The organism is Micromonospora sp. NBC_00389, assembly GCF_036059255.1.
GTDB lineage: Bacteria > Actinomycetota > Actinomycetes > Mycobacteriales > Micromonosporaceae > Micromonospora.
The window spans coordinates 1,424,718-1,436,222 of sequence record NZ_CP107947.1; the positions used below are offsets into that span (position 1 = coordinate 1,424,718).

General features: G+C 70.6%; 10 protein-coding genes and 1 pseudogene. All 11 read left to right on the top strand.

Annotation, left to right across the window (positions count from 1 at the left end):
* The first annotated feature begins 70 nt into the window (after positions 1 to 70).
* The gene (locus OG470_RS06795) at positions 71 to 835 is read left to right on the top strand and encodes an ABC transporter ATP-binding protein (protein ID WP_328421843.1); all 765 of its coding nucleotides are present in this window, start codon (positions 71 to 73) and stop codon (positions 833 to 835) included.
* 53 nt (positions 836 to 888) lie between these two features.
* Positions 889 to 2,523, top strand: coding sequence for an ABC transporter permease (locus OG470_RS06800; protein WP_328426178.1), 1,635 nt, complete (start codon positions 889 to 891; stop codon positions 2,521 to 2,523).
* Between the two features lie 52 nt (positions 2,524 to 2,575).
* Positions 2,576 to 3,115 (top strand): annotated as a pseudogene (locus OG470_RS06805) (flavin reductase family protein); the annotation flags it as partial.
* Positions 3,116 to 3,301: 186 nt separating this feature from the next.
* Entirely contained in the window at positions 3,302 to 3,667 is a 366-nt protein-coding gene (locus tag OG470_RS06810; protein WP_328421845.1) for a DUF485 domain-containing protein, read from the top strand.
* Complete coding sequence (locus OG470_RS06815; RefSeq protein ID WP_328421847.1) at positions 3,645 to 5,318, top strand: solute symporter family protein; 1,674 nt, start codon at positions 3,645 to 3,647, stop codon at positions 5,316 to 5,318. The genes OG470_RS06810 and OG470_RS06815 overlap by 23 nt, the downstream gene beginning before the upstream one ends.
* Before the next feature lie 91 nt (positions 5,319 to 5,409).
* Entirely contained in the window at positions 5,410 to 6,387 is a 978-nt protein-coding gene (locus tag OG470_RS06820) for an NAD-dependent epimerase/dehydratase family protein (protein WP_328421853.1), read from the top strand.
* Positions 6,388 to 6,463: 76 nt separating this feature from the next.
* Positions 6,464 to 7,699, top strand: a complete 1,236-nt coding sequence (locus OG470_RS06825; RefSeq protein WP_328421855.1) for an LCP family protein — start codon at positions 6,464 to 6,466, stop codon at positions 7,697 to 7,699.
* A gap of 206 nt (positions 7,700 to 7,905) precedes the next feature.
* Positions 7,906 to 9,153, top strand: coding sequence for an LCP family protein (locus tag OG470_RS06830; protein ID WP_328421857.1), 1,248 nt, complete (start codon positions 7,906 to 7,908; stop codon positions 9,151 to 9,153).
* Between the two features lie 232 nt (positions 9,154 to 9,385).
* Positions 9,386 to 10,303 carry an LCP family protein gene (locus OG470_RS06835; RefSeq protein ID WP_328421859.1) on the top strand — a complete coding sequence of 306 codons (918 nt, stop codon included), beginning with the start codon at positions 9,386 to 9,388 and terminating at the stop codon, positions 10,301 to 10,303.
* A 58-nt stretch (positions 10,304 to 10,361) separates the two neighbouring features.
* A complete protein-coding gene (locus OG470_RS06840; RefSeq protein WP_328421861.1) occupies positions 10,362 to 10,697 on the top strand; it encodes a rhodanese-like domain-containing protein in 336 nt (111 codons plus the stop codon).
* Between the two features lie 11 nt (positions 10,698 to 10,708).
* On the top strand, positions 10,709 to 11,497 hold the full coding sequence (locus OG470_RS06845; RefSeq protein WP_328421863.1) for a glycerophosphodiester phosphodiesterase: 789 nt from the start codon (positions 10,709 to 10,711) through the stop codon (positions 11,495 to 11,497).
* The last annotated feature ends 8 nt before the right edge of the window (positions 11,498 to 11,505 follow it).

The window sequence follows — 11,505 nt, forward strand, 5'->3', positions numbered from 1 at the left end:
CCTCGGGGATGACGACGGGTCCACCCACCGCCGGAGCCCAGAATTGGCGATCGACCGATAGCGTCGGCTCATGACTGGTGAGCAACCCGCGCTCGCACTGCGTGGCCTGGCCAAGCGGTTCGACGGCACGATCGCGGTGGCCGGCGTCGACCTCGACGTTCCCGCCGGTTCCTTCTACGGCCTGCTCGGCCCGAACGGCGCCGGCAAGACCACCACCCTGTCGATGGCGGTCGGGCTGCTGCGGCCGGACGCCGGCTTGGCCTGGGTGCTCGGCCACGACGTGTGGCGGGACCCGATCGCCGCCAAGCGGCTGCTCGGCGTGATGCCCGACGGGGTGCGGCTGTTCGACCGGCTGACCGGGGCGGAGCTGCTGGCGTACAACGGGCTGTTGCGCGGAATGGACCCCACGGTCGTCGACCAGCGGGCCGCGGAGCTGCTGGACGTGCTGGCGCTCGGCGACGCCGGGCGGACGCTGGTGGTGGACTACTCCGCGGGCATGAAGAAGAAGATCGGCCTGGCGTGTGCGTTGCTGCACGGCCCCCGGGTGCTGGTGCTGGACGAGCCGTTCGAGGCGGTCGACCCGGTCTCCGCCGCTCTGATCCGGGACATCCTCACCCGGTACGCGGCCGGCGGCGGCACGGTGGTCTTCTCCAGTCACGTGATGGAGGTCGTCGAGCGGCTCTGCTCGCACGTGGCGATCCTCGCCGCAGGCACCATCAAGCGGGTCGGCACGATCGCCGAGGTACGCGGTGACCGATCGCTGGAACAGGTCTTCGTCGAGGTGGTCGGCGGGCGCACCGCGACCGGTGAGGAGCTGTCGTGGCTCTCCCAGTGAGCGCCGCCGCCGTACCCGCCGGGCCGGTCCGGGCCGTCTCCGCCCGGCATTTCATGCGGCTCAAGCTGCGAGTGATGGGCAACAACTTCCGGGGGCAGGGCTGGCGGGTCGCGCTGTTCATCGGCGGTGCACTGGTCGGGCTCTGGTTCGCCGCCGCTGGCTTCTTCCTCTTCGCGGTGCCCGGCTTGACGGACAACGGCCGGTACGCGGTGCTGATCGCGGCGGCCGGAGGCGGGCTGCTGGTGCTCGGCTGGCTGCTCATGCCGCTGGTCTTCTTCGGGGTGGACGAGACGCTGGACCCGGCCCGGTTCGCGCTGCTGCCGCTGTCCCGACGCACGCTGGTCACCGGCCTCTTCGCCGCGGCCCTGATCAGCGTGCCGGTGCTGGCGGTGCTGATCGCGTCGTTCGGGCTGGTGCTCACCGCCTGGGCGCTGGGTGGTTGGTCCGCAGGTCTGGTGGCCGTGCTCGGCGTGATCGGTGGACTGCTGCTTTGCGTGGCCGCCAGCCGGGCGGTGACCAGCGCCTTCGCCACCATGCTGCGGTCCCGCCGCGTGCGTGACCTGGCGGCCGTGCTGCTGGCGGTGGTCGCCGCACTGCTCGGCCCGTTGCAGGTCTTCGGCCTCGCCGCGCTGCGGGAGACGGACTGGACACGGCTGACCGGGGTGGCGACCGTGGTCGGCTGGACCCCGTTCGGCGCGCCGTGGACCGCCGGCATCGACGTGGCCCAGGGCCGGGTCTGGGCCGCTCCGCTCAAGCTGCTGATCACGGTGGTGGCGCTCGGTGCCCTGCTGGCCTGGTGGTCGCGGTCGCTGGAGTCGGCGATGGTGGGGGCGGTGAGCGCCGGCAAGGCCCCCGCCCAGCGCGACATCACCGCTGGCGCGGTCGCCCAACTGTTTCCCCGGGTCGCCGGCTGGGCCCGTCGGGACCGGTTCGGGGCGCTGGTCGCCCGGGAGGCCCGCTACTGGTGGCGGGACGCCCGACGCCGGGCCAACCTGATCACGATCGCGGTGGTCGGCATCTTCGTGCCGGTAATGATCAACCTTGGTGGCGCGGGGTTCGCGGTCGAGGACGAGCAGGGTCTGACGACGAGTGCCGCCGACAGCTCACCGGTCCTGGTCACCCTCTCCATGCTCTTCGTCGGCGTGCTCGCCTCGGTCACCCTGGCCAACCAGTTCGGCTTCGACGGCAGCGCGTACGCCGTGAACGTGGTGGCCGGGGTGCCCGGCCGGGTGGAGCTGCGCGCCCGGATGACGGCCTTCTCGCTGTACGTGCTGCCGATGCTGGCGGTCGTCGCGGTGGTCCTGTCGGTGGTGCTCGGCCGCCCGGGCTGGATCGGCCTGACGGCCGGCAGCCTGGCCGCCACCTACGGTGCCGGGCTGGCAGTGAACAGCTTCGTCTCGGTGCTCGGGGCGTACTCGCTGCCGGAGACGAGCAACCCGTTCGCGATGAACAGCGGTGCGGGTATCGCGAAGGGCCTGCTCACCCTGCTGGCCATGGTCATCTCGGCAGTCGTCGCGGTGCCGATGGTGGTGGCCGCGGCGCTGCTCGGTGACGTGTGGCTCTGGTTGGCCCTGCCGGTCGGTGCGGCGTACGGGTTGGGCGCGGCGTTGTTGGGCGCGTATCTGGCCGGCGACGTGCTGGACCGCCGGCAGCCGGAGCTGCTGGCCACCGTCACCCCGCGCCGCTGAGCACGAGGCCGGGCGGAACGGCCGGCCCTCCCGCTCGACGTGGGGTGGCGGGGTCACAATGTTTCACGTGAATCATGATCCGGGTGCCGAGATCCACCACACCGACCCGTTCGCGGTGCCGGCCGGGCAGCGATCGCCGGTACGCCGGCTGCGCGGTCGGCTCGCCGCGCCGGTGACCCTCTGGACGGCGCCCGGCCCGGCCGGGCTGACCGTCTCGTCCACTCTCGTCGCCGAGGGTGAGCCGGACCGGCTGCTCGGGCTGATCGACCCGGAATCCGATCTCTGGGCGGCGGTTGAGGAGGCGGGCCGCTTCGCGGTGGCGCCGCTGGGGCCGCCGCACCGGCAGCTCGCCGACCGGTTCGCCGGCCTCTTCCCCGCCCCGGGTGGGCTCTTCGCCACCGGATCCTGGCTCGACACGCCGTACGGGCCGGTCCTCTCCGACGCTGGCGGGTGGGCCGGGTGCCGGCTGGACACCGCCCGGGAATGCGGGTGGGCACTGCTGGTGGAGGCCACGATCGAGGCGGTCGACCTGGCCGAGGATGGCTCCCCGCTGCTGCACTACCGCGGTCGCTACCACGAGCTGCCGGGCTGACCGGGCGGCCCGGCGGCTGACCGCGTCGACCCACCGGTCACCGGAGTGACCTGGGTCACTCGGCGCAGCCAGCCAACCGCTCGGCGCACTCACCGACCGGCGTCGATCTCACCCTTCCCCGGCAGGGAGCGCGCTCTCTACGGTGCGCGAAACCCCCCCGACGCCTGTGAAGGTGGTGATCCACAGATGTCCACGGACACACCCACGCCGACCGCTTCCCAACCGGACAGGTATCTGGCCGTACAACGGTCGGACGAGTTCGCCGGGCTGCGGCGCGCGCTGCGCGGCTTCGTCTTCCCGATGACCGTCGCGTTCTTCCTGTGGTACGCGCTCTACGTCATTCTCTCCGCGTACGCCCGGGACTTCATGGGCACGAAGCTGTTCGGCAGCAACATCAACGTCGCGCTGATCTTCGGCCTGCTCCAGTTCGTCTCCACGTTCGTGATCGCCTGGCTCTACTCCCGGTACGCCGACCGGAAGATCGACCCGGTCGCCGACCGGATCCGCGCCGAGATCGGGGAGGTGACCCATGAGCATGGTCCTCGCGGCTGAGGCGGGCAACCACACCGCCCGCAACCTGACCATCACGCTCTTCCTGGTCTTCGTGGCGGTCACCCTGGCCATCACCATCTGGGCCAGCCGGCAGACCAAGACGGCGACCGACTTCTACGCCGGTGGCCGGTCCTTCTCCGGTTTCCAGAACGGCATGGCGATCGGTGGCGACTACATGTCGGCCGCCTCGTTCCTCGGCATCGCCGGCATCATCGCGCTCTACGGCTACGACGGCTTCCTCTACTCGATCGGCTTCCTGGTCGCCTGGCTGGTAGCCCTGCTGCTGGTCGCGGAGCTGCTGCGTAACTCGGGCCGCTACACGATGGCGGACGTGCTGGCCTTCCGGATGCGCCAGCGCCCGGTGCGTACGGCGGCGGCGGTCTCCACCATCACGGTGTCGATCTTCTACCTGCTGGCTCAGATGGTGGGTGCCGGCGCGCTGGTCGCGCTGCTGCTCGGCATCCGGCCGGGGACGACCTTCCTCGGCATGGACGCGGCCACCGCCAAGGTGGCCACCATCATCATGGTCGGCGCGCTGATGATCATCTACGTCACCGTGGGCGGCATGAAGGGCACCACCTACGTGCAGATCGTCAAGGCGTTCCTGCTCATGGGCGGCGCGCTGGTGATGACCCTGCTGGTGCTGGCGAAGTACAAGTTCAACCTGTCCTCGCTGCTCGGTGACGCCGCCGCCTCCTCCGGCAAGGGCAGCGCGTTCCTCGAACCAGGGTTGCGCTACGGCGTCGAGGTGGCCGGCAACGCCACACAGACCTTCTACAACAAGGTCGACCTGCTCTCCCTCGGCATCGCCCTGGTGCTCGGCACCGCCGGCCTGCCGCACATCCTGATCCGCTTCTACACCGTGCCGACCGCGAAGGCGGCGCGGAAGAGCGTGCTCTGGGCGATCGGCATCATCGGCACCTTCTACCTGCTCACCCTGGCCCTCGGCTTCGGCGCCGCGGCGCTGGTCGGGAGCGAGGCGATCACCGCGCAGGACAAGGCCGGCAACACCGCCGCGCCACAGTTGGCCGAGGCGCTCGGCATCGACTTCCTCGGCGGCGATCTCGGTGGGGCGGCCCTGCTGGCGATCATCGCGGCGGTCGCCTTCGCCACCATCCTGGCGGTGGTCGCCGGGTTGACCCTGGCATCGTCGTCCAGCCTGGCGCATGACTTCTACGCGAATGTCATGAAGAGGGGCGAGGCGTCGGAGCGACAGGAGGTACGGGTCGCCCGGATCTCCGCCCTGGTGATCGGCGCGGTCTCGATCGCCCTGTCGATCTACGCGCAGAACCTGAACGTGGCGTTCCTGGTGGCGCTGGCCTTCGCGGTCGCCGCCTCGGGCAACCTGCCGGCGATCCTCTACAGCCTGTTCTGGCGGCGGTTCAACACCTCCGGCGCGGTCTGGGCGATCTACGGTGGTCTGCTCTCGGCCGTACTGCTGGTGTTCTTCTCGCCGGTGGTCTCCGGCGCGGCCACCTCGATGTTCCCGGATCACGACTGGCAGTGGTTCCCGCTGTCCAACCCGGGCATCATCTCCATCCCGTTCGGCTTCCTCTGCGGGTGGATCGGCACGCTCATCTCCAAGGAGCACGACGAGGAGAAGTACGCGGAGCTGGAGGTACGCGCCCTCACCGGCGCCGGCGCCCACTGACCGCGGCACCTGTGAAGAAGGGCCCCCTGTACGACGCCAGGCGTCAACAGGGGGCCCTTCCGCAATTCCGGGGATCGGTAGGCTGACCGGCATGAAGGTTGCTGAGCGCTTCGGTTCCGGTCATCGCGTCCTCGTCACCGGCGGCGCCGGATTCGTCCCGTCGCACCTGGTGGACGCCCTGATCGCCCGAGGCTGCACGGTGGTGGCGCTGGACAACTTCGTCACCGGCTCCAAGGAGAACGTCGCCCACCTGCTGGACCGGTCAACCTTCACCCTGGTCGAGGCGGACATCTCCGACGGCCTGCCGACCCACCACCCGGCGCTGGCCGAGCGCTTCGACGCGATCCTGCACATGGCCTCGCCGGCAAGCCCCACCGATTTCGCCCAACTGCCGGTGGAGATCCTCCGGGTCGGCTCGGTGGGCACCCTGCACCTGCTGGAGCGCGCGGTCGCCGACGGTGCCCGGTTCCTGATGGCCTCCACCTCCGAGGCGTACGGAGACCCGAAGGAGCACCCGCAGCGCGAGACCTACTGGGGCAACGTCAACCCGATCGGGATACGCAGCGTCTACGACGAGGCGAAGCGCTTCTCCGAGGCGGCCACCATGGCGTACCACCGCTACCGCGGGCTCGACGGGGCGATCGTCCGGATCTTCAACACGTACGGCCCGCGGATGCGCCCGGACGACGGTCGGGCCATCCCCACCTTCATCTCCCAGGCGCTGCGCGGCGAGCCGATCACCGTGCACGGCACCGGCAACCAGACCCGGTCCATCTGCTTCGTCGAGGATCTGGTCCGGGGCATCCTGCTGCTGCTCGACTCGACCGAGACCGGGCCGATCAACTGCGGCACCGAGCACGAGCTCACCATGCGGCAACTGGCTGAGTTGATCGTGTCGCTCTCCGACAGCAGCTCAGAGGTGACCTACATCACTCGAAGCGCCGACGACCCGGAGATGCGCCGCCCCGACCTGACCCTCGCCCGCGAACTGCTCGGATACGAGCCGACCGTGGCGCCCGAAGACGGCCTGCGACGCACGATCGAGTACTTCCGCGCGCGGCTAGGGTAACCAGCCGGCGACTCGCTGCCGGTCGCTGAACGCCGCCTGAAGGCGGCGGTGGCTCGCGCTACGTACCCTGAGTTACATGTCAGCGACCTCGTCTGCCGGCGCCCCGTACCCGTATCTGCACCGCAGCGCCGGGCGCGCGTCGGTGCCCGGCCCCGACCGGGGCGCCTCCGGGCGCGCCCGTCCGAGCGAGGCGCGCTGGTACCCGTCGTACGACGAGGAGCCGCCCCGGCCGGGTGGCCCGGACGGGCCGAGAGGGCCTGGCGGCCCGGGCGGACCGGGTGGCGCCGGCAGGCCGGGCCGGCGCGGCCCACGGCCACGCTGGGGCCGGATCGGCGTGGTGGCCGGCATCGCGGTGCTGGTGCTGGCCCTGCTCGGTGGCATCGGCGCCTGGTTGTACGCCCGCAACCTCAACAACGACCTGGCCCGGACCGATCCGTTCGCGCAGATCACCGGTGGTCGGCCGGCCAAGACCGTTGACGGCGCGCTGAACATCCTGCTGGTCGGCAGCGACTCCCGGGACCCGGACGCGCCGGTCGACGCGAAGAGCCAGTGGCGGGCCGACACGATCATCGTGATGCACATCCCGGCCGACCACCAGAAGGCGTACCTGGTCTCCATCCCTCGTGACCTCTACGTGCCGATCCCGGAGAGCGCCGGCGCGGCCTGCGACTCGGGCCAGCGCGCGAAGATCAACGCGGCGTTCGCGTTCGGCGGGCTGCCGCTGGCGGTCCGCACCGTGGAGTGCTTCAGCGACGTCCGCATCGACCACGTGATGGCCATCGACTTCGCCGGCTTCAAGCAGGTCACCGACGCCCTCGGCGGGGTCGACCTGAAGGTGGAGCGGACCATCACCTCGATCCACAAGCCGTACCGGACGTTCACCAAGGGCACCAACCACATGAACGGCGCGGAAGCGCTGGACTGGATCCGGCAGCGCAAGCAGTTCCCGGACGGCGACTTCGCCCGGATGAGGCACCAGCAGGAGTTCCTCCGGGCGCTGCTGGACAAGGCGGCGAGCACCGGCACGTTGGCCAACCCGAAGAAGCTCAACGACTTCCTCCAGTCGGTGACCGCGGCCGCCACGGTCGACGAGGGGTTCTCGGTGACGGACATGGCGCTGCAGTTCCGCAGCCTGCGCGGCCAGAACCTCACCTTCGTGACCAGCCCGAACTCGGGTAGCGAGACGATCAATGGCGAGTCGGTGGTGGTCTCCGACCGGGAGAAGGCGCTGGCGATGTACCGGGCCATGTCGTCGGACACCATGGCGGACTGGGTCAAGGCGAACCCGCCGAAGGGCACCAACGGCGGCTGACCGACCCGGCCGCCGACCTCGGCGGTACGACCCGCGGCGACCGGGCTGGCCGCCCGACCGACGGCCGGCCGATCGGGTCATCGAATGGCGACGATCGACCGACCCCGGGAAATCGGCGTCCGGATTGCCCTGGGATGAACTCGCCAAGTCGAAATGATGTACGTACAGTGGTGCCGCCCCCCTCCTGATCACGAGCTGGAGCACGCATGCCGGTTCAGGCCAGCCGTCGCCCTTCGTCCGCCGCGCCCAGCGGCCGGATCTCCTCGTCCATACCTGTGCAGCCGGGTCCCGGGGGCGGCGGACCGGGCGGTCGCCCGCCCGGCGGTGGAGGCCGGTCGGGCGGCGGCGGTGCGGCGAAGAAGCGGCCCCGGCGCAAGGATCCGCTCTGGGCCCGGTTGACCGTCATCTTCGGTGCCGTGCTGATGCTCAGCAGCGGTGTGGCCATCGTCGGCAGCAAGGTGCTGATCGGCCAGGCGACCGGCGACATCGCGCAGCGCGACCTGCTGGGCGGGGCCGGCAAGTCAGACGCCGAGGGCGGGGCGAGCCTGGACGGCCCGATCGACATGCTGCTGCTCGGCGTGGACGCGCGTGAGCGCTGGGCCGCCGACGATGTCCGCTCGGACAGCATCATCATCCTGCACATTCCGGCCTCGCACGACCAGGCGTACCTGATCTCGATCCCCCGGGACACCGAGGCGCAGATCCCGGCGTTCCCGAAGAGCGGCTTCAACGGTGGCACCGACAAGATCAACGCCGCGTTCCAGATCGGCGCCCGCAACGGCGGCGGCTGGGAGGGTGGAGCCCAGCTGATGGCGCAGACGATCAAGCGACTCACCGGGGTCACCTTCGACGGTGCCGCGATCATCAACTTCGGTGGGTTCAAGGGCGTCATCGACGCCCTCGGCACGGTGCGGATCTGCGTGGGCGAGGAGGTCACGTCGATCCACATGAAGTATGTCGACGGTAAGCCCATGTGGAACGCCGACGCCAAGAAGACCGGCAAGACGATGAAGCCCGTGGTGCACAAGAAGGGCTGCCAGGAGATGGAGGGCTGGGCGGCGCTCGACTACGCACGGCAGCGCAAGACCCTCCGCAACGGCGACTACGACCGGCAGCAGAACCAGCAGCAGCTGATCAAGGCGATGGCCAAGAAGGCCACTGACGGCGGCATGTTGACCAACCCCGCGAAGCTCCAGCAGCTGATCAAGGCGGCCGGCAAGGCGTTCGTGCTGGACACCGGCGGCGCCGACATCGAGGATCTCATCTTCACGATGCGCGGCGTCACCGCGAACGAGCTGACCATGCTCAAGACCAACAGCGGCACCTTCCACGGCAACGGCAACGGCAGTGAGGGCTTGAACGCCGAGACGTTGGAGATGTTCCAGGCTCTCAAGAAGGACAAGCTCGCGGAATTCGTCTTCAACCACCCCCAGGTGATGTCCACCCGAAAGTGACGGCCCTCAGCCGGCCGGAAGTCGCGAAACTCCGGCGACCACCCAGTCACCGCCCGTAGCCTGACGTGAGCAGGTTTCACGTATCGGCTGCGGGGAGGCGGTCACGTCCAGGTGGGGACGGAACGCAGCGGGGCGGGACGGCGAGGCTCGACCCGCCCGGTCGCGTCGCGCCCGCGGGTCGCGGATCCTGCTCGGTGTCGGCCTGGCCCTCGTCCTGCTGGCCGGCCTCGCCGTGGTCGGGCTCAAGACGCTCAGCCACCGGTACGACCGCACGGTGGCCAAGGAGCAGTTGCTCGACCCCGACGCCCGTACCGAGCGGACCGACCTGGACCGGGCGCTCAACTACCTGTTGGTCGGCTCCGACCGGCGGCCCGGCGACAGCGGGCCGGACCAACGCTCGGACACCATCCTCATCGTGCATGTGCCGGCCGGGCGGCGGGAGGCGTACCTGGTATCCATCCCGCGTGACCTGCTGGTCGCCATCCCGCCCGCGAACGGCTTCGGAGGCGGTCAGGACAAGATCAATGCGGCGTACGAGCACGGCGGCGGCGGGCAGGCCGGCGTCCAACTGCTCTCCGCCACCCTGAACCGGCTCACTGGTATCCGGTTCGACGGCGCCGCGCTGATCGACTTCTCCGGTTTCCGGAAGGTGATCGACCTGCTCGGCGGGGTGCAGATGTGCGTGGACACCGAGGTCCGCTCGATCCACACCAATCGGGTCTTCCCCACCGGCTGCCAGCAGATGGACGGAGCGCAGGCGCTGGACTACGTACGGCAGCGCTACGACCTGCCCGGCGGCGACTACGACCGGCAGCACCACCAGCAACAACTGCTCCGGGCGATGCTGGACAGCGCCGGCCAGGCGGACCTGCGCAGCGACCCGGTCAAGCTGGACCGGGTGCTCCGGGCGGTCGGCGGCTCGTTGACCGTCGACACGAACGGCGTACCCCTGGAGGACCTGCTCCTCGCGCTGCGCGCGCTGCCGCCCGACGGGATGCGCGGCGTCCAGGTGCCCTCGTCGCCGCAGACCATCGACGAGGTCTCGTACGTGGTGCTGGACAACAACGGCAACGGGCTCTTCGAGGCCGTACGCGGCACTCAGGTGCCGACCTGGGCCCAGGCCAACCCGCGGTGGGTGACCCGGTTGTGATAGGTCAGACGGCCCGGTCGGTGCCGATCCGGCCGACGAGGATCTAGTGTTGCTTCCTGTGTTCGGACCCCAGGTTCCCACCGTGCCCGTGACCGAGATCGCCGACGACACCTACCTGCTCGACGTGCGGGAAGACGACGAGTGGGCGGCCGGCCACGCCCCCGCCGCTCACCACCTGCCGATGATGGAGCTGCCGGCGCGGCTGGCCGAGGTGCCCACCGACCGGGACGTGGCGATCATCTGCCGCTCCGGCGGGCGCTCCGCCCAGGTCGTCGCCTACCTGGTCAACAACGGCTGGGAGCAGGTGCGTAACGCCGACGGCGGTATGCGCCAGTGGGCCGCCGTCGGCCGCCCTGTGGTGGACGCGAACGGGCAGCCCGGTCAGGTCATCTGAGGCCGGCGGGGATGGGCGGGCCTCTGGTCTTCGCGCACCGCGGCGCCTCGTACGATCTTCCGGAGCACACTCTCGCCGCCTACCTCCGCGCCCTCGACGAGGGCGCGGACGGCCTGGAGTGCGACGTCCGGCTGACCCGGGACGGGCATCTGGTCTGCGTGCACGACCGGCGGTTGGACCGCACCAGCAACGGCCGTGGCCTGGTCAGCGCGCGTACCCTCGCCGAGCTGGAGGCGCTGGACTTCGGCTCGTGGCATCCGGGCAGCGCGCCGAGCGGTGACCTTCCGCCGGACGAGTCACACACCCGGCTGCTGACCCTGGCCCGGCTGCTGGACGCGGTGCTGGCCGCCGGCCGGCCGGTCCGGCTGCTGGTGGAGACGAAGCACCCGTCCCGCTACGGCTCGAACGTGGAGCGGCGGCTGGTCGCCCTGCTGCGCCGGTACGGGCTGGCCGATCCGGCGCCGGACGACCCGGTCCAGGTCACCGTCATGTCGTTCTCCCCGCTGGCGCTGCGGCGGGTCCGCGAGCTGGCTCCGACGCTGCCGACGGTCCTGTTGCTGGAGGTGCTGCCGCGCTGGCTGCGGCTGGGGCGGCTGCCGTTCGGTGCGCGCGTCGCCGGGCCGGGCATCGGCCTGGTCCGGGCCCGGCCGCAACTGCTGCCCGCGCTGCGCGCGGCCGGCAACGAGGTGTACGTCTGGACGGTCAACGAACCGGCCGACCTGGAGCTGGTGCTGGCCGCCGGGGTGGACGGAATCATCACCGATCGACCGGCGCAGGCCCTGGCCCGGCTGGACCGCTGACCAGCACC